We start from the raw sequence: 24025 nt of genomic DNA, 5'->3' as shown, positions 1-24025 counted from the left end.
TATGGAAGTAAATCAAAAACTGAACGTAGAGGCAAAGGAATTCTTCAATGCCCTGGCGGCCTCGGTTGCCTATGATATCAGCCAGGCCACAGGGAAAAAAGTAAATCCAGACCAGATATATTCCGGTTTTCGATATAAAAAGAAGATGAAAAACAAGATGGGGCAGGAGAACAATGTGGATGTGGTGATCAAGCAGTTTGTCTCTCCCAGCTGCTATGAGGCAGGTTTTCGCACCTCTCATGGGACAAATTTTATATTTTATGAGATCGAAGATAGCAAAGACGGAAACATTATGGTACACTACAGGGAGGAATTTGAGGGGGAGAGTACTTCCTACTCCTTAAACCATAGAGTTGTCTCCTGGTTCTATCAAAAAGCTTCAAAAAAGAGGATTTCCCGGATGCTTACGTCCATGGAAAGCTTTATAAAGGGACAACGTGCAAAAGAGAATTAAAAGTGATAAGAGGTGATACAATGGGGGCTCCTAAATATCAGAAAATTAAACAGGACCTTATGGAAGAAATTAAGGATGCATCTGTCAATACCCCTATTGCATCAGAACGGGAACTGGCCAGCCGGTATAATGCCAGCCGTATGACCGTGCGCAATGCTTTAAATGAACTGGTGGAAGAGGGAGTATTATATAGAGATAAAAATAAAGGAACTTTTGTTGCAGACCAAAGGCTGATGAAAAAAAACACATCGGCAGAAACTTTAAATAAGCCTTTGGATGATACCTATGATTACAATGTGATCTATTTCAGCTCCTGCTTTTCCGACGAAAAGGTGGCTTCCTGTCTGGAAATCGGTTCCGAGGACCGGATGATCCGGATCGTGCGGTTAAACCGGAAGAATGGAAAGCCTTTAAGCGTTGAGGAAATTTATTTGATCCAAAGCCTGATCAATGACAATGATTACAACAACTTAAATAAGCTTTTGGATCTGAAAGGATACATTGATGAAGGCTCTGTTACACAGAAGTTTCTTCCTACTACGGTGCCTGTAAAATATATTAACCTGCTTCATGTAAAGCTGAATACTCCGATTATTATGGTTGAGAGCACCATTGTGAGCAAAAGCGGCAGCCCGGTCGTATATATCAGAGAATTTAATAACCCTTTTGAAAAGATAATTGAAATAACCACATAGAAACACCCTACGGGTGTACCTTTAGGCCCGGAAAAACGGGCAGCAAAATGGAAAGGAGTTTCATGATGGGAAGACTTGGTATCTCCCTGTATCCGGAGCATTCCACTCCGGAACGGGATAAGGAATATATCCGGCTGGCCGGTAAATACGGGTTTCAGCGGATTTTTACCTGCTTATTGAGCGTGGGGAATAAAAACAAGGATGAGCTATTCAATGAATTTCGTGATATGATCGATACGGCTCATGAGTCCGGGATGGAGGTAATCCTTGATGTGGCGCCTCCTGTTTTTGAAGCGCTTGGGGCTTCCTATGATAACCTTGCCCCTTTTAAGGAAATGCATGCAGACGGGATCCGGCTGGATGAAGGGTTTGACGGAATGAAGGAAGCTGCCATGAGCTATAACAAAGAGGGGCTGAAGATCGAGCTGAATGCCAGTACCGATCCAAGCTATGTGGCAAATGTTATGAATCATCATCCGGTGCCGGAAAGAATCATTACCTGCCATAACTTTTATCCTCAGAAATATACGGGAATCAGCCTGAAACATTTTGATTACTGCAACCGGGAAATGAAAAAGCACGGCCTTAAGGTTGCTGCTTTCGTATCCAGCAACAATGAAAATACCTATGGCCCATGGCCGGTGAATGAGGGATTGTGTACTCTGGAGATGCACCGGGGCCTGCCGGTGGATGCCCAGGTACGGCATTTGCTTGCGACCCGCCTGGTAGATGATGTGATCATTGCCAACGCCTATGCATCTGAGGAGGAGTTAAAGGCCTGTGCCTCGGTAACACCCGGAAAGCTGATGTTTGGCCTTCGCCTGGAAAAGGAGCTCACGGAAACAGAGCGGGAGATTTTATACTTTGACCGGCAGCATGTGATCAGAGGCGATATCAGCGAATATATGATTCGGTCCACCTGGCCGAGAGTAGCATTTGCAGACAAGACAGTGCCCCCGGCCAATACCAGGGATCTAAAACGGGGAGATGTTGTGATCTTAAATGACGGCTATTCCCGTTATAAGGGAGAGTTGCACGTTGTTTTAAAGGATATGCCCAATGACGGACGAAAGAATGTGATCGGCCATATACCGGATTATGAACTGGTGCTGCTTGATTATATTAAGCCCTGGAAATTGTTTGGTTTTACGGAAGTGTGATTTGCTTTTAAAAGCCGGAGGAAACAGAGAGGTATCCATCTGTCTCTTCCGGCTTTTTTTGTTTGCTTTTATATATTTTCCTGAAACACAAGGTTATGAATGGCCCAGGCGACTCCATCCTCTGCATTGGATCTGGTGTGGTATTTTGCCGCATCCCGGATGCATGCCATGGCATTTTCCATGGCAACGGTCCAACCGAATTCCGGTGTGAACATGGATAAATCATTATCGCTGTCTCCAAGCACCATCACATCCTTAAGAGAGATCCCCTTGCGCTCTGCATAGGCTTTTAGGGCCGGCCCTTTCTGGGCGGCATGGTTGGTCAGCTCAATATTGTCAGGAAAAGAGGAGGCCGCAGCCAGATCCGGATAGTCTGCAAAAATTTCCTTTAATCCCGCAGCCTTATGGACAGGAAGCCCGTTGCTGCATATTTTAAATACAGCATCCCCCTCAGGAAGTTCCTTAAGAGAAGAAATAAAGGCCGTGGATTCTATCCGGCTTTGTATGGCAGCTTCCAGTTCCTGAGAAACAAAACCATGAGAGCTGAATTTATTTTTAAAAAAGGAGTATAGCCCATTCATTTTCCGTTCTTTCGTGGAAGTGGTATACCGCCCGCTGGAAGCCAGGATATCCATATCCGCCTGCTGCTCAGTCAGGATCTGGTCAATATCTGCAAGATTCTGAGAGGTGAGAGGAATCTCGCTCAGAGTTTCGCCATCCTGACTGTATACGGCAGCCCCGCTTAAGCAGATGTAGCTGCATGTGATATCACAGGCATCCATAACGGCTTTTGCTTCTTGATAATCCCGTCCGCTGCAGATTAAAAATTCTATGCCGGTGCGCTCAAGCCTGCGGATTGCATCTACATTGGCTTTTGAGATATTGGTCTGAGGGTTTAGAAGGGTGCCGTCCATATCGGAGGCGATCAGTCGGATGCTCATGGCAGGTAATCTCCTTTATCTAGTCAAGTATTTTTGTTCTTATACTTAGCTTATCCTAAATAAGCCGGTTCGTCAATGAAGAGGGGCAGGAGAACCCTAATTTCATCAGATTTCATATCTTTCATCAGGTTTCTTCCCATCCTTTTTACAATCCTTACATATAACCTTTCTGATAAAACAAAATTCTTTCTCCATTCTGCAAAATACTGCAAAAATTTCAGGTTTACAGCCTGATAGTTAAATTCTTTCAAAATAATGAATATGGTGGAATGTTTTGCGGTTTTTATGGTATAATCATAGCCAGATAATAATGCCCCGCCTCATGGGGCGTCAACTGGATATGCAAGCATATCCGTTTGATTTATTAGGAGACAAAATATGAAACCACATGCATTTGCGGTCTGTGCATATAAGGATTCGCCATATCTTGAAGCCTGCCTCCATTCTCTTTTGAAACAAAGCGTTAAATCGGAGGTCATAATATGCACATCAACGCCCAGCCCTTATATTGAAAAAATGGCGGACAAGTATGAAGTCCCGCTGTTTGTGCGGAATGGGAAAAGCAATATACGGGAAGACTGGAACTTTGCCTATAATATGGCTTCCGCCCGTTTTGTTACCATCGCCCATCAGGATGATTTATACCGGAAGGATTATGTGAAGAAGCTTCTGGAATGTTATGAAAAATACCCGGACATGACGCTGTTTACGGGAGGATATACAGTAATCAGGGGGAATCAGCCCGCTGTCTTTGAAAAGGTGGAGTTTATCAAACGTTTTCTCAGGCTTCCTTTGCGTTTTCGTCGTATCAGCCACTTGACCTGGGTTAAAAAAGGCGCTTTGATGTTTGGCAATTCCATCTGCTGTCCTGCATGCGCATATAATAAGGAAAGGTTAGGTGAATCTCTTTTCACCTCTCCCTATCAGTTTGCCCTGGATTGGGACACGCTTTATCAGTTATCCGGGCTGCCGGGACGTTTTATCAGCGTAGAAAAGCCGATCCTGTATTACAGGGTTCACGGGGAGGCTACGACAAAGGCATGTATTGCGGACAACAGCCGTGTCAGGGAAGAGGCCCATATGTTTTCAAAGATGTGGCCGGGACCGGTTGTAAAGGTGTTGATGTATTTTTACCGGAAAGCATATAAAGAGTATGAATAAAAGAACATTTGGAGGATGAAGTGATGAAGGTAGTATTATTAGCGGGAGGCTTTGGTACCAGGATCAGTGAGCAGAGCCATTTAAAGCCGAAGCCAATGATTGAAATCGGAGAAAAGCCTATTTTGTGGCATATTATGAAATATTATTCCCAATATGGCTTTCACGATTTTGTTATTTGCCTTGGATATAAACAGTATGTTGTAAAGGAATTTTTTGCGGATTATTTTCTTCATACGTCAGATGTTACCTTTGATCTTGCCAACAATAAGATGGAGGTACATAACAATTATTCGGAACCATGGAAGGTGACCCTGGTGGATACGGGGTTAAATACTATGACCGGCGGGCGTATTAAGCGCATCCAGCCTTACATCGGCGATGAGCCCTTTATGATGACCTATGGAGACGGAGTCTGCGATGTGGATTTAAAAGCTTTGTTAAAATTCCATCAGGACCATGGAAAAACTGCTACCATGACTACTGTCAATATCGCCCAGCTAAAAGGAGTTCTGGATATTGACGAAGGCGATGTGGTCCGTTCCTTCAGAGAAAAGGACGAGGCGGATAACAGCCTGATCAACGGAGGCTTCATGATCTTAAATCCGGAGATATTTTCCTATTTAAAAGATGATACCACCGTATTTGAAAGGGAACCATTGCAGAGCCTGGCGGCAGAGGGGCAGCTTATGAGCTTCCATCACAATGGCTTCTGGCAGTGCATGGATACTCAGCGGGAAATGAAGAAGCTGGAAGATTTATGGCAGTCCGGACAGGCGCCATGGAAGATTTGGGAGAAATGACATGACAAGCTGGACAAGTATTAAGTGGAACGAATTTTGTGATTTTTATAAAGGAAAAAAGGTTCTGATCACAGGGCATACAGGCTTTAAGGGAAGCTGGCTCAGCCGGCTCCTTGTAAAGGCCGGTGCATCGGTAACGGGGTATTCCCTCATGCCTTCCACTGACCCAAACCTGTTTGAAGTAATGGGGCTTTCTGATACCATAAATTCCGTAATTGGGGATATCCGGGATTTGGAGCATTTAAAAAAAGTGTTTTTACAGGAGGAGCCGGAAATCGTGTTTCACCTGGCTGCTCAGCCAATTGTCAGGGACTCCTACAAGGATCCGGTCTACACCTATGAGACGAACGTCATGGGTACGGTCAACGTACTGGAATGCATTCGTCTGACCCCTTCGGTTAAATCTTTTTTAAATGTTACAACGGATAAGGTGTATGAAAATAAGGAATGGGAGTACGGATACCGGGAAAACGACCCATTAGATGGTTATGATCCTTATTCCAACAGTAAATCCTGTTCTGAGCTGGTGACCCACAGCTATGCCAAGTCCTTTTTTTCCGACGGACATGTGTCCATTTCCACCTCCCGCGCAGGCAATGTGATCGGAGGAGGGGATTTTGCCAATGACAGAATCATTCCGGACTGTATCCGGGCGGCAGCGGCAGAGCAGGACATCATCGTAAGAAATCCCCATTCAACAAGGCCGTATCAGCATGTGCTGGAACCTTTGGCTATTTATATGACGATTGCAATGGAGCAGTATAAGGATTCAAAGTTCCAGGGATATTATAACGTAGGCCCTGATGACAGAGACTGCGTGACTACAGGAGAGCTGGCAGATTTGTTCTGTGAGGCCTGGGGCCAGGGAATAAAGTGGATAGACAAGTTTGAAGGAGGCCCTCATGAAGCCAACTTCTTAAAGTTAGACTGTTCCAAGATCAAGAGTATTTTTGGCTGGTGTCCCAGATATGGAGTAAAGGAAGCGGTGGAAAAGACCGTGGAATGGACCAAGGCCTATTTGGATAAGGCAGATATGCTGCCATTCATGGACTTGCAGATAAAGGAATTTTTCAATTAATACGGGCTCTGCCCAAAAAACATTGGCAGGAAAGAGGAAAATATAGAATGTTTGAGAACAAGACAGAAAAAGAGGCGCGGGAGGAAATCCTTTCTCTGGTAAAGGAATACTGCAGCACCTACCACAATCAGAAGGCTCCGTTTAAGGAAGGAGACCGGATTTCTTACGCTTCCCGTGTATACGATCATCAGGAAATGGTGAACCTGGTGGACAGCTCTTTGGAGTTCTGGCTTACATCCGGGCGGTATACTGATGAATTTGAGAAAAAGCTGGCACAATATTTAAAAGTCAGGTTCTGTTCCCTTGTGAATTCCGGTTCATCGGCGAATCTACTAGCATTTATGGCCCTCACATCGCCGCTTTTAAAGGAACGCCAGATAAAACGCGGTGATGAAGTGATCACCGTAGCAGCCGGATTTCCTACTACAGTGACACCGATGATCCAGTATGGGGCGGTTCCCGTATTTGTGGATGTTACCATCCCTCAGTATAACATTGATGTGAATATGCTTGAAGCTGCCCGTTCTGAAAAGACCAAGGCAGTTATGATTGCCCATACTCTGGGAAATCCCTTTGACCTTTCCGCGGTTAAGGAATTCTGTGATAAGTACCAGTTGTGGCTTGTAGAGGATAACTGTGATGCCCTGGGAACAACTTATACGATAGATGGGGAAGAACGTTTCTCCGGTACCATCGGTGATATAGGAACCTCCAGCTTTTATCCGCCTCACCATATGACAATGGGAGAGGGAGGCGCGGTTTATACGAACAACTCCCTGTTAAATAAAATTATCCGTTCTTTCCGGGATTGGGGACGTGACTGTGTATGTCCTTCCGGACGTGACAACTTATGCGGACACCGGTTTGACCGCCAGTACGGGGAACTTCCTGTTGGCTATGACCATAAATATGTTTACTCCCATTTTGGCTACAATTTAAAAGCCACTGACATGCAGGCAGCCATTGGATGCGCCCAGATTGAAAAGTTCCCATCTTTTGTGGAGAGAAGACGCCATAATTTTGACCGCCTTTACAAAGGTCTGGAAGAGGTTTCTGACAAGCTGATCCTTCCTGAGGCCTGCCCGGGCTCCAAGCCAAGCTGGTTCGGCTTTTTGATAACCTGCAGGGAAGGCGTAAGCAGGAATCAGGTGGTACAGTATGTGGAATCCAAGGGCATTCAGACAAGGATGCTTTTTGCCGGTAATTTGACAAAACACCCTTGTTTTGACCAGATGAGAGAGTCCGGGAAAGGATACCGGATTGCCCAACAGCTGACTAATACCGACCGGATCATGGAGGATACCTTCTGGGTAGGAGTGTATCCGGGAATGACTGATGAAATGATCGACTTTATGGCAAAGACCATTAAGGAGGCACTGAGCCTGTAAAAGGTTTTATACCTTTATGCCCAGGAAGCTCGGGCGGAAAAGAGGAAACACCCTGCGGGTATACCTTTATGCCCAAAGAACGTGGGCGGAAAAGAGGAAACATGAAGGAATACGATTTAACGGAGGTACATCAGGCGAACCTGGCTATTTTAAAGGAAATTGACCGTATCTGCCGGAAATACAAGATTAAATATCTTCTGGATGCAGGAACGTTATTAGGCGCGGTAAGGCACAAAGGCTTTATTCCCTGGGATGATGACGCGGATGTAGCATTTACCCGTTCCAATTATGATGCTTTTTTAAAGGTAGTGCGCCGGGAACTTCCGGAAGAAATGGAACTTCTTGAACCAAAGGATTTAAGAGGCGGAACCGCTTTTTATGATTTTGCAACAAGGATCATATATAAAAACAGCCAGACGCATGAAGACTCGGAAGAGATGAGGTTTTATGAAGGGAGATTAAACCATCTGTGGGTAGACTTATTCACCATTGATGAGCTTCCTGAAGGCAAGGCAGCTTCTGCAATTACCCGCCTTCTTCATACCGTGATCTACGGTATGGCCATGGGCCACCGTTACCGGCTGGATTTTAAGAAGTACAGCCTGGTTAATAAAATCGCTGTCGGCGGGCTGTCAGCTTTGGGAAAATTGATTCCAATGAAAATCTTGAGAAAGCTGCAGCATATGACAGCGGTCAAGGATCAGAAGGGAAAAAGCAGCCTCAGGTATTACAGCAACTACCAGCCGGATTATCTTTATGTGACGCTGAAAAAGGAATGGTGTGAAGAAACCGTTGATCTGGAGTTCGAAGATACCAGGCTGATGGCCCCAAAGGGCTGGCATGAGGTTCTTACCTGGATCTACGGTGATTATAAGAAACTTCCTCCGGAGGGGCAACGGGTGCCCTCCCATTCCAGCATGGAAATTAAAATATATCACTAAATGCAGCTATTAGAAGATGCAATATAAAAATCCGCATTGATCAGGCTTATAATAAGTCATTTCAATGCGGATTTTCTTGTCTTTGAAGTTGCCTGACTACCTTTATTGCTGGTTTAAATATTCCTTTGCATCTTTAAAAAAGCTGAAAATAATCAGGAGTATGATAATTCCGATAGGAAATGCTGCAATGATGGAAACCGTTTGCAGATTGGTCATGGAATTCCTGGAAAATATAAGAGCGATGGGAAACAGCATTAATAGCACGGACCAGAACAGCTTTACATGTTTATCCGGTTCAGCATCCTCGGGAAGCTCCTTATAGGAGTAAGTGGAAGCCACCAGGGCCAGGGCATCAAAGCTGGTTGCATAAAAAGCCACCATGGTAATTGCTAAAAGGATCAGCCCCAGCTTTGCAAATGGCAAGGTCTCAAGGATTGCCATGATCGTCTGGTACAAGTCTCCTGTGGACGAATAAATGCCCATCACATCCAGCACTCCCTTTGTCTGAAGGGCAAGGCTGTAATTTCCTAATATAATAAAGGAAGTAAAAGTTCCTGAGATTCCAAAGAAATATCCTCCAAGGATGGTCTGCTTAATGGTCCGCCCTTTGCTGATGGCCCCGATAAAGAAAGGAGTGGCGACACACCATACCATCCAATAAGCCCAATAAAAGATGGTCCAGTTCTGCGGGAAGGAGGAGGTACGCAGGGCATCGGTCCAGGTGGACAGGCTGATAAAGTTCTGCGTTAGATTACCCACTGCGGTGATCCCTGTTTCAATGGTATATCTGGCTTCTCCTCCGCCGATCAGTACATAGAGAAGCAGACCAAAGAACAGGTATGTACAGGAAGCAGCCAGCTTTGCAATGCCCTTCATACCGAAATAAACCGTAATAGTATAAACGATGCATATAATGACCAGGATTGCAATGGTCAATAAACTGGATTCCGGCAGGCCGGTCACCCTGCTGATGGCCATGGAAAGAAGGGGAGTTGCCAGGGAAAATGTGGTTGCAGTGCCGGCCAGTAAAGCAAATACGGCAACCAGGTCAATAAGCTTTCCCCAAATGCCGTCTACATGCTTCCCTAAAAGGGGGCGGCAGGCTTCCGAGTATTTTTGCTTTGTCCGTTTTTTAACATGGAGCATGAAGCCGAATGCTGCGGCCAATATCACATAAAAGCTCCAGGGAATAGGGCCCCAGTGAAACAGAGGATAGGTGGAAGCCCAATCCTGCATGGCTCCCAGATCCGTGATATGAGGTTCTCCTGCGTAGAGGATCCATTCACAAAGGGAATAGAAGAGGATATCGGCAGCCAGACCGGCAGTAAACATCATAGTACCCCATTTGAAATTTGAATATTGGGGTTTTTCCAGGTTTCCAAGCTTGATGGTACCGTATTTGGAAAAAGCTATATACAGGGAGCACAAGAAGGTAAAAAGTCCGATAATTAGGTAGTAACTACCCAGCTCATCGCCTAAAAAAGACCGGATAGCTGCCAGAGTATCTGCAGATTTACCGGGATATATGGTGAAAACAAGGCATAAAAGAATGATGCTCATAAAAGGAATCAGGGTCGTTATCCAGTCCAGCTTTTTAAACAAAGCTTTTTTCTCATTGTGGTCCATGTACATAGCCTCCTAAAATGTTCAAAAAAATAAAATTATTATTGATATTGAACATAATATCATGGATAACCAGAAAATGCAAGAATTAAATGAGAAGATTATTTGAACAAAATGGTTTGGATCTAATGGAGAAGTAATTGCGCAATAATAAGGGATATGCAGAAAACACTTTTCAAAATAAATCATAAAGTCAAAAGAACATGGCATGAAAAAGGAAAAACAAGGCATTGATTTCAACAAAAACACTGACGTATTTGTGAAGATTTTCTGACATTTTGCAGAAACCACTACAAAAAATGGATTACATCCGATATAATGTTAGATGTTCAATAAGGAGGATATTATGATGAAGAACAAAGCTCTTATGATATGTGCAATGTCGGCAATGTTACTGACGGGCTGCACGGAAAGCCACATTCTTTCTTCCGGAGGTCCTGCAGAGCCTGTTTTTGAAACTCAGCAGGGGATTGTTCTGGATTGGGATCAGATTGGAAGTGATATGGATGATGAATTCGTAGACAACGAAGAATATCCTATGGCGTTAAGCATCAATTACATGGTAGAAAAGGAAGATCCGGAAAAGAAACGCATCGATTTGACGCTGATTGTAAAAGAAGGAACCACGCCTGAGGAAGCAGTTGTATTTGCTAATGCAGCGGTTCGATACATAAACGATGAGGCGGCTATGCAGGATTTTTCCTTTGAAAAGTCAAGCGCTACTTCTTATGGCGGATTTTTCAAGGAATATGATATGCATCTTATCGTGATGCCTGATTATGCGATGAATGAGAAGAAGTACTGGCTGGTAGATATGGACATCCCTAAGGGTTCTGATGAAAAGATTGTTCCAAAGGAAGGTGCAGTTATTATGGAGACCACCGCTGAGGATGAGGAGACGGATACTGAAAGCTCAGAGTCAGATCAATAGATTTATAACACAGGATAAAAAAACATGGATGAGGAATGGTTTGTAAATCACTCCTTATCCATGTTTTTTATTGTTTCCCTGCCGTCTATCTGTTATTGATCAACCGCCAGCCCGCTGTGGTAGGAATAATTGCCAAGCTCCTTTAAAAGCTTATTGTGATCCAGGTTCTTTAGTGGAACCGGCGAAGTCAGTTCCTCGTTCAGTAAAAAGAACACGTCACTGCATTTTGCCATGGACTGATAGAAGAGATCAGGGAAAGATGCCTGGGATGCAAGGCGGCGGTTCCAGGGATTACACCAGGTTTCATGATTTAAATTCATGGTGACAACGGGATCCGGCGGAATGTCCGTAACCAGTTTCCGGGAGGCAAGGTGCGTACGCAGGAAAAGAGATTCCACAAATTCAAGGCTGTTTTTCTTACGGCTGGAAGGATCGGCAAGAGTCCGGCACCCTAAGCGCATAGCCAGAATGGAGCGGGATACCATCCGGGAGGTTACCCGGAAATTATTCCGGTAATTTAGGGGATAGTAGGCTTCATTGATGCATAAAGACAAAAAACCGGAGATGAACTGCAGCTCCTGGCCGTTTAAACAGATGGTGGCCGCCTGATTGAACTGAGATGGCCTTTTCCTTTTGTACTTCATCAATAGCAATGCATCAATATCATTTTCCAGCATGGCATGAAGCCCGTGATGATAGTTTCCGGAGTTTTTAACGTCATATTCAATCCTTCCGTACACATAAGGGTGGCAGATGGAGTCCCCGATGTAATGGCAGAAGTAGCCGCTCATATAAGAAATGGCCTGTTCTCTCTGCTGCCGGGACTCGATCTGGGATAAATGGTTTAAGCAGGAAACAAAAAAATCATGTACATGGTTTTCGTGCATATAGGAACCTACATTGCGGTAATCCCGGTGGCGGAGAATGGGGATATTGTAAAAAAAAATATCCGGTCCCTGGAGACCAAGCTGATAAAGCCATCGGTATTTGGAGATTATACGCTTTAATGGAGTGTTTTTCATGTCATTAAAAACTTTGACTCCCAGTAGATAGTGAGTGGTAAAACCAGGCATATTGTTCACCTCGCATTTTTTGGCAGTTCGCGAATTGGCAGTGCAGTCTGCGAATCGGCAGTGCAGTCTGCGAATCCGTAGTGCAGTCCGCGAATCCGCAGTGCAGCTCGCGAATCCGTAGTGCAGTCCGCGAATCCGCAGTGCAGCTCGCGAATCCGCAGTGCAGCTCGCGAATCCTGCGGATTCGTTCGCTCACGGGCATTCGCCCTATGAATTAGAACGCAGAAGAATTTTCTTACGTGCAAGCACGACGAAAATTTTTCTGTGTTCTAATTCGCACTGCTCATTGCTTATATGGAGATTATACCACAGGAAATTTTATTTTGTGAAAAAATCATTGGAAATTTTCATACTACCCGGCCAGGTTGAATAAGTGTTAAAGAGAGCGTTCGGGAGCTGATTCTATGATACATCGTATACATGAGCTGGTGTGGGGGCCGTGGCTTTTGGTTCTGTTTCTGGGAACCGGAGTCTTTTTTACGTTAAAAACAGGTTTTTTTCAGATTAGAAAATTCCCCTTTTGGTGGAAACATACCATTGGAAGCATACAAGAGGATGAGGTGGAAGAAAAAGGTGAAGTGACAAAATTCCAGACAGCCTGTACGGCTCTGGCGGCTACTATTGGGACCGGAAATATTGCCGGTGTGGCCACCGCACTTACGGCCGGTGGACCTGGAGCCATATTCTGGATGTGGGTTTCTGCTGCAATCGGTATGATGACAGGCTATGCGGAGACCATGCTGGGTATCCGGTACCGCTACCGGGACAGAAACGGCGCCTGGATATGCGGGCCAATGGTTTACCTGGAACGGGGGCTTAAGCTTCCGGTACTTGGCATGATATACAGCTTTCTTTGTATCATGGTTTCTCTTGGAATGGGAAGCATGGTCCAGTCCAATTCCATTGCGGAAACTCTGGAATATTCCTTTGGCATACCGCCGGTTCCTATTGGTATCCTGTTGACTGGAATTGTATTATTGGTGGTTCTGGGTGGGATCGCAAGGATTGCTTTTGTCTCTGAGCGGCTTATTCCTATCTCGGCCGGCGCTTATATGCTGTTTTCCATGGTTGTGATCATGTCCTGTTACGATAAGATCCCGTATATCTTTCAATGCATTTTTCAGGATGCCTTTCGTCCGGTTTCCGTATTTTCAGGAGCTGCGGGCTACCAAATCAGCAAAAGCCTGCAGTACGGCATATCCAGGGGAGTATTTTCCAATGAAGCAGGACTTGGGAGCATGGCAGTCCTTCACGGTGCGGCAGAGGATACGACACCAGAGCAGCAGGGAATGTGGGCCATGTTTGAAGTGTTTTTTGATACCATTTTGATCTGTACCATGACCGCCTTTGTGATCCTGTGCATGACGGATGGGGATGCTGCCGGTTCCGGCTATGACGGAGCGGTTTTGACTGCCTTCTGCTTCTCAAAACGTTTAGGGCCGCTTGGGGAATATGTGGTATCAGGAGCCATGCTGATTTTTGCATTTGCTACTATTATTGCATGGTATTATCTGGGCCGTCAGGCCGCCATATATCTGGCGGAGAGCTTAAAAAGACGGGGATCCCTTTACATACTGCAGCGCATTTTAAGAGGAAAGGTCTATACCCTGCTTTATCTGGGGGCCGTTTTTCTTGGGTGTATGGCAAAGCTGGAAACTGTGTGGGAATTTTCCGATATCTGGAATGGGCTGATGGCGCTTCCCAATATCATCGCAATTATTTTCCTGATGAAGGAGGTAACGGTTCCTGGAAAAGCAGAAAAGCGGGCGCAGAAAAGCACCCGCCTGTAAAAGGGGAAGGGGTCTGACCTGCATAGCGGTCAGACCCCTTTATGATGAATTAGTTGCAAGCAAATGATCAGCAATCTCCTGCGTAATAGGAGATAATGCTCATATAATCCTTTGGAGCAGGAATATCCAGGGTAAGACACAAGAAGTTTTTATTTTCCCTGTATTGATGCATCAGCTCCATCTGGAGTCCATGGTGTTTGTTGATATTTTCTTTTCTTCCGTCCGGGTACAGCAAATGAACCGCGTCACTGCATGCATTTACTGTTTGTAAAAAGCTATCCATATCCAAGATGTTCAGTTTTATCATTACAAACCCTCCATTGTGAAAAACAGTGATTATATGGTGACTGCAATGACTTTAAAATTAAAAAGATTGCCCTATCACCTCTACAGGTATCATTATAGTGCAATATTTTTTAAATAAATATATTATTTCTGCCGTTATATGTTATTATCCTGCCATTTACGGCGGTATTCCAGGGGCGTACAGCCAATATACTCCCGAAAGACCTTTCCAAAGTAGCTGCTGCTGCCCAATCCGCAGGCATGGCTGATAGAGGTTATCGTTTCCCTGCTGTTTGCCAGCATATGGCAGGCCATTTGTAAACGGTAGGTTTTGATATATTCCACCGGTGTCGTATGCAGGCAGTCATGGAATACCCGAAAGCACTCCCGTTCACTGGAAAAAGCGGCGGCAGCAATCTCTGGGATTGATATTTTTTCCCCATAATGCTCATGGACATAAACCATCATTGATTTTATTTTATCATTTGCTTTGCTGGAATTCCCCTTTTCTTCCAGCAGAGGACGTGATATCTGGAGAAGCTGGATCCATATGTCGGATAAGACCTCCCGCAGCTTTATTTCATATCCAAAATCATGTTCGGAAAGGTGAAAAGATTCACGAATGACATCTATAACTTTCGCCTGTTCCGGATCTTCCGGATATAAGGCAAAGATTTCTGCCTGGGTGGCTGCGGTAATCGGCGTAACGTATTTTTGCTCGATCCGGCTTCCATGTTGGCCGGCTATGAAAGAAGGATCAAAAATATGAAGGAACTGAAGGTTTTTTTCTGATTCCGCCTGTGGCCTTGCCGTGTGAAGCACATTGGAATTGATCATCCCGCCGGAACCTGCGGGAAATATCATTCGTCCCTTTGGTGTACAATATTCCATTCTCCCGCTTTCCATATAAAACAGTTCCACGTTTTTATGCCAGTGCCATGGAACAAAACCTCCCATAAACTGATCCAATTGGGAGCAGGAGGCAGTATATGGAAAATCTGACGTAAAACCAGGAAATAATTCTTCTTTGCTTCCCGTATGAAATTCGATTCTATGAACGTTCTTCAATGGTTTTTCATCCTTTCCCGATTATAAAACAAGTGGCATTAAGAAATGCATTTACAAAGTTTTAGTAAAATAATAGCGTTTTCCTGTCACAGGGTATTCTTCCAGTGCAAACACGTTCCTGTATCCGTGCTTTTCATAGAAGGCAGGCGCCTGAAAACTGAAAGTATCCAGAAATGCGTACTGACACCCACGCTCTTTTGCTGTTTCTTCCGCCTGTTTTAAAAGCTCACTGCCAATATTTTGACCCCGCAGGTCTTCGCTGACCCATAAATATTTTACAAACAACCAGTTGCCGTGTGTATTTCCAATCAGTCCCCCAACCGTTTCTTCCGCCTCATCCCGCAGATAGACTCCTAAATCCCTTGGATTTTTGTCCTCAATTCTGGCTAAATTATAATCTAGTAAGCCCTGGTAAATGATTTCCTCATCTTCTTTTTTTATTTTATCAGTTATTTTAAAGTTCACTTTAATCGTTTCTCCTTATTGGCTTATATGAATTTTCCCTTGCCGTTATCATATCATATCCCTCTGTACAATTCCACAGTCCATATGGGTATGGAGGGAAACCTTCCGGATATATAATGAAAAGAAAAAGCTGGATTTAAGCAAAGATTATCAAGAATTAATTTCAAAAGGAGTATATAATGATAATATGTTTTGGGAAAGGAGCAGGTATATGGATTATCATTCAAAGGTAAAGGATTCACTTAAATATATTGATGAAAATTTAAATCGTAAAATTGACCTTGATGATCTTGCAAAAAGAGCTTATCTGTCTAAATATCACTATCATAGAATTTTTCATAAAGTATCAGGAGAATCGGTTACCAGATATATCACTAAAAAGCGGATGGAGAAAGCTGCGGGAGAGCTTGCCCGGACAGACAGGCCGATTATTGATATCGCCCTGGAATACCAGTATGCTTCCCAGGAATCCTTTTCAAGGGCTTTTTTAAAGATTTACGGTCTGACACCGGGGAAATACCGGAGAATGTATGGCGGCAATTCCTCTGATCAAGTGATCAATCTCAGCAGCCGCTTCAACAAAATCATGGATATGGCCGCATAATAGTCAGGAGGTTTACATGAGCAATCTTATTCCAATGGTAATTGAACAGACATCTCACGGCGAGCGGTCCTTTGACATTTTTTCCAGGCTGCTGAATGACCGCATTGTCATGCTTAACGGCGTTGTGACCAATGAAATGGCAAGCCTGATTATAGCCCAGATGCTTTTTCTGGAATCCGCTGACAGCAGCAAAGACATTCACTTGTATATTAACAGCCCAGGAGGGTCTGTAACGGACGGGTTCGCTATTATGGACACCATGAACAATATCAGATGCGATGTTTCCACCATCAGCATAGGCCAATCAGGAAGTGCGGCCTCCCTGATCCTGGCATCTGGGAAAAAAGGAAAGCGTTTTGCCCTTAAAAACAGTGAAATACTGATCCATCAGCCGTCAATATCCGGGGGGCTGCAGGGACAGGCCACGGATATTAAAATCCATAGTGACTGGCTTGAAAAGACAAAGGAAAAGCTCAATAAGATATACAGTGAGCTTACAGGCCAGCCCCTTAAAAAAGTTGAGGAAGATATGGAACGGGATCATTATCTGACGGCTGAGGAGGCAAAAGAATATGGCTTAATTGATGAAATTCTGTTATGCCGCAGATGATACCGGAATATTGAAATAAGAAACCCGCCTGCGGAGGGCCTGACAGGTCAGCCGTTGAGCGGGTTTTTCTCAGGTTAGATGATAATCAAATCAGATCAGATCAGATGATCCACTGCCTGCGGTATTCAAAAGGAGTCATATGATAATAACTCTTGAATTTTCGGTTAAAGTTAGACAGATTGCGAAAGCCGCTTTCAAAAGCAATATCTGATATGGACAGCCCTGTTGTCCTTAAAAGGTTGGCTGCTATTTTAAGACGGTGCTGAATCATATATTCCACACAGGTAATTCCCACAGCATGTTTAAAAAAGTTCATGAAATGGGTTTTGCTGAAATGGCATAAGTCTGCCAATTCACCGATGGAGATTGGCTCCTGATAATTTTCCTGAATATATTTTACCGCTTTCTTTACTTTATCCATATGTGCATGGGTGGGAGATGCAGCATCTGTATTTGTAAAGCATTGATGTTGAAATAACAGGTAAAAAAGATGATGCAGCTTCTCTTTTAAGATCATTTCAAAATAATCATCTTTATTTTTTACACAAAGGAAAATCTGGTTCATGCATTCATAAAATTCAGGATAAAAGGGATGGTCTTGATTCATATGGGAAAGAGGCCGGATAAAACCATTATGTATGGGCTGGAGATAGGTTAAGCTGTATTGATCCATAAGAGAATATCCCAGCATATCAAGATGAAAGACCAAAGTATCGGAAATATGGGTGCTGCCCGGCAAAGGCTTGACCGAATGAAGGGTGTTGGGTGGTACGAAGATCAAATCCCCTTTTCTGGATTGAAAGGTTTCTTTCCCGATTTTATAATTTGCACTTCCTTCTAAAATAATGGTAATTTCAGCTTCCACATGCCAGTGAAGCAATACGTCAGGCATAACTGTTGGTAAGATACAGTGGTAAAGCGCATAGGGCGAAAGGATGGTTCCGTGGTTCACATCCTGTTTTTGCGACGACAGTAAATAGGGCTCCAAAACAAACTCCTCCTGGACTTCAATGAGAAACGTCGATGAGAAAATCATACAATGGTATCAGATTTTAATAGTATTATATAAGAAAATACTGATATACCATGTTATAATATCAAAATGTGATATGGAAAGCAAATGATTATTGCACAGCTTTGCCCACAGATTATTACTTTTTTGGAGGAAAATATATGTTATCCTTATTGCTCGTCATTATTTACATATCCTTTATCAGTCTGGGATTACCGGATTCGCTGCTGGGGTCCGCGTGGCCTACCATGTACCGGCAGCTTAATGTTCCCCTATCTTATGCCGGTATTATTTCTACTATTATAATAGGATGTACTGTTATTTCAAGCTTAAACAGCGACCGCCTTATTAAGAGATTTGGGACGGGTAAAGTAACGGCTGCCAGTGTTGGAATGACAGCCGCAGCCTTATGGGGCTTTTCCGTTTCTCCCTCTTTTCAGTCCCTGTGCCTGTGGGCGATCCCCTACGGATTAGGTGCTGGTTCCGTGGATGCTGCCTTGAATAACTTTGTGGCGATTCATTATAAGGCTAAGCATATGAGCTGGCTTCATTGTTTCTGGGGAATCGGGGCTACCATGGGGCCGTATATTATGGGGTATTTTCTGACCGGCGGCATGCCATGGTTCATGGGATACCGTTCCATTTCTGTAATTCAGATCCTATTAACCGGTATACTGATTTTCTCTCTGCCTTTTTGGAAGAAGAGCCACCAGGAATCGGAAGAGGAAACCAGAGAGCATAAACGCGTAACCATAAAGGAATTGCTTGGGCTGAAAGGAGCAAAGCCTGTGCTTGCTGCTTTCTTCTGCTATTGTGCCTTTGAGTCCACCGCAGGACTGTGGAGCAGCAGCTATATGGTTATGGAAAAAGGAATTTCGCCGGATGCGGCGGCAAAATGGGCTTCTTTATTTTTCTTCGGCATCACCTTTGGAAGATTTTTAAATGGTTTCGCAGCCATGAGATTATCTGATAAAAAAATGATCCGCATAGGACAGGGAATTATCCTCCTGGGTATCCTGGTAATCATACTGGCTCAGGGAAACCTGTTTCTGTGTGCAGGATTTATTTTAATCGGAATGGGCTGTGCGCCTGTTTATCCCTGCCTGCTCCATGAGACCCCGGAGAACTTTGGCAAGGATTTATCACAGGCCATTATGGGCATCCAGATGGCATGTGCATACGTGGGTGCAGCCCTTATGCCTCTTCTCATGGGAATCATAGCGGAATACGTGACGATCCGGTTATACCCCTATTACCTGATGATATTTGCAGCAGTCATGATCATAATGGTTGAACAGGTAAACCGTATTAAGAACAAATAAGAAATCATCGTCATTTGAAATATTGCAAAATAGGAGCGGTAATACCTAATACCGGTCCAATATGTATACCAGTCATTGCTACCGGTTTTCCTATAATAGATTTTTATAAAGCGCTGCTTGTTGGCATATTATGCCTGACAAGTGGCGTTTTTTTGCTTTTAATAAAAACTCTTTTGGACAATTAAGGTATTTACGTGGATGGCGGCTTTGCCTTCCTTATTTTACCTGTGCATACCTCCGGCTTCAATATATGAGGTAAAATATAGTTTAATCTTTTGGTGGTAAGATAAAATAATTTGAATTGAATGTGCAAAACCCGTCACAAATGAAAAAAAATCACGTTATATAAGGAAAATGGGCAATTTAATCAGATATTATAGAAAAATAAAATAAGAAGGAACAAATACAACGTGCGGAAGTTATATGAGGGGAATATCAGTACTTGAGTGGAAGAGATATTGTACAAAAAGGGGTGGCTGTTATGATAAAAATCGCTATTTGTGATGATGAAAATAAGGTTGTAAGTTTAATTGAGAAAATGCTTTTGGATGTAAGCAAGACAAATCATATACCTATAGATATTGATGCATTTTACTGCGGAGAAGATCTGGAAAAAGCTATGGGAAATGAATCACAATACGACTTGCTCTATTTAGATATTCATATGAAGGGGGAAAGTGGTATATTAGCAGCTCAAAATATTAGAAAAATGGATCAAAACCTGTTAATTATTTATGTATCAAGCTATGATCGATATTTAATAGAATTATTTCGCTTAGATGTATTTGACTTTATAAAGAAACCAATTCAGCAGGATGTTTTTATAAAAACATTTTTAGCAGCAAATGAAAGGATATGCAGTAGAAAGGTCTACTTTCCATTTCAGTATAAAAATAAGGAGTATAAGATCCTTTGCAGTGATATTGTTTATTTTGAAAGTAAAGGCAGACAGGTACAGATTCATATAAGACCTGGAGGAATAGAAATTTTTAACGATAAACTTAATGCAGTTGAAGAACGAATGTACTCAGGCAAGATTCCATTTTTGCGGATACATCAGTCGTTCCTTGTAAATTATCATTACATTGCAGCGCGTACAAAGACAAGCGTAATCATAGCAAATGGACAAGAACTGCCAATAAGTGAAGAAAGACAAAAAAGCTTTGGACAAATTTATGGGAGATTGCTGAAAGATGAAATTAGTGTATAACTATATAGACATTTTATTTGATATAACAATGGCATTTATAACAATGTGGATTGTATACAAATATTTGTCTGCTTTTTTTGAAAAAAAGAAAAACAGACTGTCTAATATATTTATATGGTGTTTGTTTTATATATACCAGGTTATAGCAGAACATGGTAGCGGAAACGCTTCCATATGGATTTTTGTGATAAATGTTGTTTTAGTTTCACTTATTGCTGTTATTGGTTTTCATAAGGCGGGGAATAAAAAAGTTTTATATGTAGTGCTTTTATATGTGGTTTGGATGATCATAGAATTACTTTGCTATCATTTCCTTAAATTATTACCAGTTGGAAATACGGAGTTTACTACCCTGGGTTCGGTCATATCTAAATTAATTGTAATAATGTTAGTCAGCATAATGAGCATAAGATTTAATTCAAAGGATAAAACAATGATCCCAGCCATTTATTATTTACTTATGTTATTTATCCCCTTTAGCAGTGCTTTTGTAGTACATAACATTTTCATTTTAGGAGGAAATAGCCATAAAATGGCCGTTATGGTTGCACTCAATATAATTCTGTTTATAAATTTAATAATCTTTGAAATCTATGAAAAACTTGCCGAGAGTTTTGTAATACAAAAAGAAAATATTATTTATGAGCAGCAGATTGAATTATTGGCGATGAATACGGATGAACAAAAAAGGGCCATGGAGAATTTTTATAAAGAAAAACATGATCTGATCAATCAGTTAATACTGCTAAGAGAGAATGTAAAATATGGCAGAAATCAGGAAGCTATTAATGATCTGAATCATTTGCTTCAGATATCTTCAGAAGATGAAAAACGGATATTGAATAGCGGAAACAATGTAATAGATACATTGATCAATTTTAAATATTCTTATGCAAAGAAAATGGGAATTGATTTTAAAATCAAGAGTTTTATTCCGGAAGACATACCAATTCAGCAAAGTGATTTGAGCATTATCTTAGGAAATTCTTTGGATAATGCCATAGAGGCAACAAAAACATGTGAGGAACATAAGAGAACCATCCAGATATACATGAGGGTAAAAAAGGCGGCTTTTGTACTTGTTATTATAAATCCTTACAATCATACCTTGAAATGGGATGACAGGGGGAACTTAAAAACAACTAAAACAGAAAATGCCAGACATGGGTATGGTGTGAGCTTTATTAGAAAGACAGTGGAGAAATATCAGGGATCTGTAAATGTAGATACAGAGAACGGAGTATTTTTCCTGACAGTTATTTTAAATATATAATTAATTTTGACAGCAAAACCGGTAATTATGGCAGGTGGGGCAAATGGAAGTTATTAAATGATATAATCGATTTGTCAACAACTTAACCATATTAATGTATGAAGAGAGGATGAAGGATATGAAAAAATTAAGTGCTAAAATCACGGTAGCTAATGTTATGGCATTATTTGCAGTACATATGGTGGCTTTAGGAGTGAGTACTCAATGTGCATATATTTTTCACCAGCCAAAGTTGCCAGATGAAGTAAAAGAGTATAGAAAATTTTAACATGCAAAAGCTTGCAGTCAGACTAACAAATTATGTTGTATGCAAAGGAGTAGTGAAAGAAGAAGAAAGGAAAGTATATGAGTACGGCTTTCAGACAGGGTTAGAAGTTTCGTTAAGCTTCCTAATTAGTATTTTGATAGCGGTCCTAGGGCATATGCTGCTTGAAGGATTATTATTTTTGGCAATATTTATACCATTAAGGTCTTATGCGGGAGGGATGCATTTAAAACATTATTCATATTGCTTGATATTATCTAACATTACATATACAGGAATTCTGCTGCTGGTTAAACTCATTGCTGTGCCTATGCTATTTTCCATATTGCTTTTATTTGCTTTTATTGTGGCAGTATGGGTGTTGTATCCGGTAAAGCATATGAATCGGCCCATAGATAGAAGTGAAGAAATATATTTTAAGAAGCAACTCAAACAATATTTGCTGATAGATGCTGCATTAGCCATTGTATTTCTGATTTTTAAAAATGATAAATATCTGTTTTTAATAATGATTACGTTTCTTTTAATGGTTATTACAATGCTTATTGGTAAATATAAGGAATGGCATTAATAATTTCTTTTTACAGTTTCATCACTTTATCAAAGAAATCATTTAGTTAGAGGCTATGTTACAGGGCGTTTAACTAAATGATTTTTTTGATGGAGGAAATTATATTATGTTAAAAAAGGTCATTATAATTTTTTGTTTCTGTTTTTAGTTCAAAGAAATTGATCACACCATTTTACAACGGCTCCTTATTCAAAAAATTTGTACGAGGGGTTTCTATTTTGGATAAATCTTTCTTTCTAACTTGTAGAAGACTCTTCTGAAACGGCGCGCGACATTTTAGAGGTGCTTCAATTAATTTATGAAAGAAGGTAAAAATTATGGCAGCAACTCCAGCATGGCCTGTTTTACAGACCGGCAGTTCAGGGAAAAATGTGAGCGCTTTACAGTGCTTGCTGACTTTTAAAGGGTATTCTCTCACGATAGACGGAAGTTTTGGTTCAGGTACCAAAACTGCTGTGACTAATTTCCAGAAGAGCAAGGGCCTTGCGGCTGACGGGATCGCAGGGGCGGGCACCTTATCTGCATTGATTGTCACGGTGCAGAATGGAACCAACAACTACGCAGCCAGAGCAGCGCAGTATTTGTTAAGCAAATTTGAAACCATTACTGTGGATGGTGCTTTTGGCCCTAACTCTGTAACTGCTGCAAAAAATTTCCAGAAGAAAATGGGGATTTCGGCCGATGGTATTATCGGTCCCACCACCTGGCAGTTCCTTTTTGGTTATAATACTTATCCGTCTTCTGGCAATGGAACTATATATTGCAGTAATAGTTATCTGACACAGAGTCAAATGGCCGTGAACGCCCAATATATCCTGAATTATTTACGCGGTAAGGGTTGGACGAAAAATGCTATCTGCGGTATGCTTGGAAATATGCAGACAGAAAGTACAATTAATCCAGGTATCTGGCAGAGTTTAAAAGAGAATAACATGAGCGGAGGTTTTGGCTTAGTCCAATGGACACCGGCAACAAATTATATAAACTGGGCGCAGAGCAACAAATTGCCGGTTGCTGATATGGACAGTGAATTAAAACGTATTCTGTATGAGGTAAGTGCGGGTCTGCAGTTTTATGCTACTTCTAAATATAATATGTCTTTCACACAGTTTACCCGTTCTACAGAAAGTGCGTATTACCTTGCCTGTGTATTCCTGCACAATTACGAAAGGCCGGCAAATGCTTCACAAGATCAGACACGGGGAAATCAGGCAACCTATTGGTATAATACATTAAATTAAAAGCAGTAGTTTACATAATGCTCTAAACGTAAATAATCGGTCAAAGGTAAAACACTTTGGCCGA

General features: G+C 42.2%; 25 protein-coding genes. 18 read left to right on the top strand and 7 right to left on the bottom strand.

Annotation, left to right across the window (positions count from 1 at the left end; all coding sequences use genetic code 11):
- Nucleotide 1 precedes the first annotated feature (1 nt).
- The 3 genes from ABFV83_RS14700 (at nucleotide 2) to ABFV83_RS14690 (ending at nucleotide 2309) form a co-directional block, all read left to right on the top strand.
- Nucleotides 2-454 (top strand): DUF3284 domain-containing protein, encoded by a 453-nt coding sequence (locus tag ABFV83_RS14700; protein ID WP_349944835.1) that lies wholly within the window; start codon nucleotides 2-4, stop codon nucleotides 452-454.
- A 20-nt stretch (nucleotides 455-474) separates the two neighbouring features.
- Complete coding sequence (locus ABFV83_RS14695; RefSeq protein WP_349948933.1) at nucleotides 475-1149, top strand: GntR family transcriptional regulator; 675 nt, start codon at nucleotides 475-477, stop codon at nucleotides 1147-1149.
- Nucleotides 1150-1214: 65 nt separating this feature from the next.
- Nucleotides 1215-2309 carry a MupG family TIM beta-alpha barrel fold protein gene (locus tag ABFV83_RS14690; protein ID WP_349948932.1) on the top strand — a complete coding sequence of 365 codons (1095 nt, stop codon included), beginning with the start codon at nucleotides 1215-1217 and terminating at the stop codon, nucleotides 2307-2309.
- 68 nt (nucleotides 2310-2377) lie between these two features.
- Here the strand turns inward: ABFV83_RS14690 and ABFV83_RS14685 are convergent, their stop codons facing one another.
- Nucleotides 2378-3250, bottom strand: a complete 873-nt coding sequence (locus ABFV83_RS14685) for a Cof-type HAD-IIB family hydrolase (RefSeq protein ID WP_349944834.1) — start codon at nucleotides 3248-3250, stop codon at nucleotides 2378-2380.
- Between the two features lie 378 nt (nucleotides 3251-3628).
- Here ABFV83_RS14685 and ABFV83_RS14680 point away from each other — a divergent pair, with 378 nt between their 5' ends.
- From ABFV83_RS14680 to ABFV83_RS14660, 5 genes are all read left to right on the top strand, one after another.
- A complete protein-coding gene (locus tag ABFV83_RS14680; RefSeq protein ID WP_349944832.1) occupies nucleotides 3629-4411 on the top strand; it encodes a glycosyltransferase family A protein in 783 nt (260 codons plus the stop codon).
- A 23-nt stretch (nucleotides 4412-4434) separates the two neighbouring features.
- The gene (gene rfbF, locus ABFV83_RS14675) at nucleotides 4435-5211 is read left to right on the top strand and encodes a glucose-1-phosphate cytidylyltransferase (protein ID WP_349944830.1); all 777 of its coding nucleotides are present in this window, start codon (nucleotides 4435-4437) and stop codon (nucleotides 5209-5211) included.
- Between the two features lies 1 nt (nucleotide 5212).
- Nucleotides 5213-6289, top strand: a complete 1077-nt coding sequence (rfbG, locus tag ABFV83_RS14670) for a CDP-glucose 4,6-dehydratase (protein WP_349944829.1) — start codon at nucleotides 5213-5215, stop codon at nucleotides 6287-6289.
- Nucleotides 6290-6336: 47 nt separating this feature from the next.
- Nucleotides 6337-7677 (top strand): lipopolysaccharide biosynthesis protein RfbH, encoded by a 1341-nt coding sequence (gene rfbH, locus ABFV83_RS14665; protein WP_349944827.1) that lies wholly within the window; start codon nucleotides 6337-6339, stop codon nucleotides 7675-7677.
- 101 nt (nucleotides 7678-7778) lie between these two features.
- On the top strand, nucleotides 7779-8618 hold the full coding sequence (locus ABFV83_RS14660) for a LicD family protein (protein ID WP_349944825.1): 840 nt from the start codon (nucleotides 7779-7781) through the stop codon (nucleotides 8616-8618).
- 102 nt (nucleotides 8619-8720) lie between these two features.
- Here ABFV83_RS14660 and ABFV83_RS14655 read toward each other — a convergent pair whose 3' ends face one another.
- Nucleotides 8721-10244, bottom strand: a complete 1524-nt coding sequence (locus tag ABFV83_RS14655; RefSeq protein ID WP_349944823.1) for a BCCT family transporter — start codon at nucleotides 10242-10244, stop codon at nucleotides 8721-8723.
- 343 nt (nucleotides 10245-10587) lie between these two features.
- Between ABFV83_RS14655 and ABFV83_RS14650 the strand changes: the two genes are divergently transcribed.
- Entirely contained in the window at nucleotides 10588-11172 is a 585-nt protein-coding gene (locus tag ABFV83_RS14650) for a hypothetical protein (protein WP_349944822.1), read from the top strand.
- Between the two features lie 92 nt (nucleotides 11173-11264).
- On the opposite strand, the gene ABFV83_RS14645 is transcribed toward ABFV83_RS14650, so the two are convergent.
- On the bottom strand, nucleotides 11265-12245 hold the full coding sequence (locus ABFV83_RS14645) for a zinc dependent phospholipase C family protein (protein ID WP_349944820.1): 981 nt from the start codon (nucleotides 12243-12245) through the stop codon (nucleotides 11265-11267).
- A 404-nt stretch (nucleotides 12246-12649) separates the two neighbouring features.
- Here ABFV83_RS14645 and ABFV83_RS14640 point away from each other — a divergent pair, with 404 nt between their 5' ends.
- Nucleotides 12650-14035 (top strand): sodium:alanine symporter family protein, encoded by a 1386-nt coding sequence (locus ABFV83_RS14640; RefSeq protein ID WP_349944818.1) that lies wholly within the window; start codon nucleotides 12650-12652, stop codon nucleotides 14033-14035.
- 67 nt (nucleotides 14036-14102) lie between these two features.
- On the opposite strand, the gene ABFV83_RS14635 is transcribed toward ABFV83_RS14640, so the two are convergent.
- The 3 genes from ABFV83_RS14635 to ABFV83_RS14625 form a co-directional block, all read right to left on the bottom strand.
- Complete coding sequence (locus ABFV83_RS14635) at nucleotides 14103-14342, bottom strand: ribonuclease HII (RefSeq protein WP_349944816.1); 240 nt, start codon at nucleotides 14340-14342, stop codon at nucleotides 14103-14105.
- Nucleotides 14343-14476: 134 nt separating this feature from the next.
- Nucleotides 14477-15388 (bottom strand): AraC family transcriptional regulator, encoded by a 912-nt coding sequence (locus tag ABFV83_RS14630; protein ID WP_349944814.1) that lies wholly within the window; start codon nucleotides 15386-15388, stop codon nucleotides 14477-14479.
- A gap of 51 nt (nucleotides 15389-15439) precedes the next feature.
- Nucleotides 15440-15853 (bottom strand): GNAT family N-acetyltransferase, encoded by a 414-nt coding sequence (locus tag ABFV83_RS14625; RefSeq protein ID WP_349944813.1) that lies wholly within the window; start codon nucleotides 15851-15853, stop codon nucleotides 15440-15442.
- Nucleotides 15854-16064: 211 nt separating this feature from the next.
- Here ABFV83_RS14625 and ABFV83_RS14620 point away from each other — a divergent pair, with 211 nt between their 5' ends.
- Together ABFV83_RS14620 and ABFV83_RS14615 are read left to right on the top strand one after the other, a co-directional pair.
- Nucleotides 16065-16457 carry a helix-turn-helix transcriptional regulator gene (locus ABFV83_RS14620; protein WP_349944812.1) on the top strand — a complete coding sequence of 131 codons (393 nt, stop codon included), beginning with the start codon at nucleotides 16065-16067 and terminating at the stop codon, nucleotides 16455-16457.
- 16 nt (nucleotides 16458-16473) lie between these two features.
- Nucleotides 16474-17067 (top strand): ATP-dependent Clp protease proteolytic subunit, encoded by a 594-nt coding sequence (locus ABFV83_RS14615; protein WP_349944811.1) that lies wholly within the window; start codon nucleotides 16474-16476, stop codon nucleotides 17065-17067.
- A 100-nt stretch (nucleotides 17068-17167) separates the two neighbouring features.
- Here ABFV83_RS14615 and ABFV83_RS14610 read toward each other — a convergent pair whose 3' ends face one another.
- Entirely contained in the window at nucleotides 17168-18055 is an 888-nt protein-coding gene (locus tag ABFV83_RS14610; protein WP_349944809.1) for an AraC family transcriptional regulator, read from the bottom strand.
- A 185-nt stretch (nucleotides 18056-18240) separates the two neighbouring features.
- On the opposite strand from ABFV83_RS14610, the gene ABFV83_RS14605 reads away from it, so the two are divergent.
- The 6 genes from ABFV83_RS14605 to ABFV83_RS14580 all read left to right on the top strand — a co-directional run bounded on the left by ABFV83_RS14605 (nucleotide 18241) and on the right by ABFV83_RS14580 (nucleotide 23961).
- Nucleotides 18241-19401 (top strand): MFS transporter, encoded by a 1161-nt coding sequence (locus ABFV83_RS14605; RefSeq protein WP_349944808.1) that lies wholly within the window; start codon nucleotides 18241-18243, stop codon nucleotides 19399-19401.
- Nucleotides 19402-19843: 442 nt separating this feature from the next.
- On the top strand, nucleotides 19844-20611 hold the full coding sequence (locus ABFV83_RS14600) for a LytTR family DNA-binding domain-containing protein (RefSeq protein ID WP_349944806.1): 768 nt from the start codon (nucleotides 19844-19846) through the stop codon (nucleotides 20609-20611).
- Nucleotides 20595-21884 carry a GHKL domain-containing protein gene (locus ABFV83_RS14595; RefSeq protein ID WP_349944805.1) on the top strand — a complete coding sequence of 430 codons (1290 nt, stop codon included), beginning with the start codon at nucleotides 20595-20597 and terminating at the stop codon, nucleotides 21882-21884. The genes ABFV83_RS14600 and ABFV83_RS14595 overlap by 17 nt, the downstream gene beginning before the upstream one ends.
- 118 nt (nucleotides 21885-22002) lie before the next feature.
- On the top strand, nucleotides 22003-22152 hold the full coding sequence (locus ABFV83_RS14590; RefSeq protein WP_349944804.1) for a cyclic lactone autoinducer peptide: 150 nt from the start codon (nucleotides 22003-22005) through the stop codon (nucleotides 22150-22152).
- A gap of 1 nt (nucleotide 22153) precedes the next feature.
- Nucleotides 22154-22720 (top strand): accessory gene regulator B family protein, encoded by a 567-nt coding sequence (locus tag ABFV83_RS14585; protein ID WP_349944802.1) that lies wholly within the window; start codon nucleotides 22154-22156, stop codon nucleotides 22718-22720.
- A 317-nt stretch (nucleotides 22721-23037) separates the two neighbouring features.
- Entirely contained in the window at nucleotides 23038-23961 is a 924-nt protein-coding gene (locus tag ABFV83_RS14580; protein ID WP_349944800.1) for a phage tail tip lysozyme, read from the top strand.
- The last annotated feature ends 64 nt before the right edge of the window (nucleotides 23962-24025 follow it).

The organism is Lacrimispora sp. BS-2 (genome assembly GCF_040207125.1).
Lineage (GTDB): Bacteria > Bacillota > Clostridia > Lachnospirales > Lachnospiraceae > Lacrimispora.
Note: the sequence above shows the minus strand (reverse complement) of the source record. Positions and strands in the feature narration are given on the sequence as shown.

What these genes read in the sequence shown, in the direction of transcription:
- ABFV83_RS14700 (WP_349944835.1), top strand. Translation starts at nt 2, where the DNA reads ATGGAAGTAAATCAAAAACTGAACGTAGAGGCAAAGGAATTCTTCAAT.
- ABFV83_RS14695 (WP_349948933.1), top strand. Translation starts at nt 475, where the DNA reads ATGGGGGCTCCTAAATATCAGAAAATTAAACAGGACCTTATGGAAGAA.
- ABFV83_RS14690 (WP_349948932.1), top strand. Translation starts at nt 1,215, where the DNA reads ATGGGAAGACTTGGTATCTCCCTGTATCCGGAGCATTCCACTCCGGAA.
- ABFV83_RS14685 (WP_349944834.1), bottom strand. Translation starts at nt 3,250, where the DNA reads ATGAGCATCCGACTGATCGCCTCCGATATGGACGGCACCCTTCTAAAC.
- ABFV83_RS14680 (WP_349944832.1), top strand. Translation starts at nt 3,629, where the DNA reads ATGAAACCACATGCATTTGCGGTCTGTGCATATAAGGATTCGCCATAT.
- rfbF (WP_349944830.1), top strand. Translation starts at nt 4,435, where the DNA reads ATGAAGGTAGTATTATTAGCGGGAGGCTTTGGTACCAGGATCAGTGAG.
- rfbG (WP_349944829.1), top strand. Translation starts at nt 5,213, where the DNA reads ATGACAAGCTGGACAAGTATTAAGTGGAACGAATTTTGTGATTTTTAT.
- rfbH (WP_349944827.1), top strand. Translation starts at nt 6,337, where the DNA reads ATGTTTGAGAACAAGACAGAAAAAGAGGCGCGGGAGGAAATCCTTTCT.
- ABFV83_RS14660 (WP_349944825.1), top strand. Translation starts at nt 7,779, where the DNA reads ATGAAGGAATACGATTTAACGGAGGTACATCAGGCGAACCTGGCTATT.
- ABFV83_RS14655 (WP_349944823.1), bottom strand. Translation starts at nt 10,244, where the DNA reads ATGGACCACAATGAGAAAAAAGCTTTGTTTAAAAAGCTGGACTGGATA.
- ABFV83_RS14650 (WP_349944822.1), top strand. Translation starts at nt 10,588, where the DNA reads ATGATGAAGAACAAAGCTCTTATGATATGTGCAATGTCGGCAATGTTA.
- ABFV83_RS14645 (WP_349944820.1), bottom strand. Translation starts at nt 12,245, where the DNA reads ATGCCTGGTTTTACCACTCACTATCTACTGGGAGTCAAAGTTTTTAAT.
- ABFV83_RS14640 (WP_349944818.1), top strand. Translation starts at nt 12,650, where the DNA reads ATGATACATCGTATACATGAGCTGGTGTGGGGGCCGTGGCTTTTGGTT.
- ABFV83_RS14635 (WP_349944816.1), bottom strand. Translation starts at nt 14,342, where the DNA reads ATGATAAAACTGAACATCTTGGATATGGATAGCTTTTTACAAACAGTA.
- ABFV83_RS14620 (WP_349944812.1), top strand. Translation starts at nt 16,065, where the DNA reads ATGGATTATCATTCAAAGGTAAAGGATTCACTTAAATATATTGATGAA.
- ABFV83_RS14615 (WP_349944811.1), top strand. Translation starts at nt 16,474, where the DNA reads ATGAGCAATCTTATTCCAATGGTAATTGAACAGACATCTCACGGCGAG.
- ABFV83_RS14605 (WP_349944808.1), top strand. Translation starts at nt 18,241, where the DNA reads ATGTTATCCTTATTGCTCGTCATTATTTACATATCCTTTATCAGTCTG.
- ABFV83_RS14595 (WP_349944805.1), top strand. Translation starts at nt 20,595, where the DNA reads ATGAAATTAGTGTATAACTATATAGACATTTTATTTGATATAACAATG.
- ABFV83_RS14590 (WP_349944804.1), top strand. Translation starts at nt 22,003, where the DNA reads ATGAAAAAATTAAGTGCTAAAATCACGGTAGCTAATGTTATGGCATTA.
- ABFV83_RS14585 (WP_349944802.1), top strand. Translation starts at nt 22,154, where the DNA reads ATGCAAAAGCTTGCAGTCAGACTAACAAATTATGTTGTATGCAAAGGA.
- ABFV83_RS14580 (WP_349944800.1), top strand. Translation starts at nt 23,038, where the DNA reads ATGGCAGCAACTCCAGCATGGCCTGTTTTACAGACCGGCAGTTCAGGG.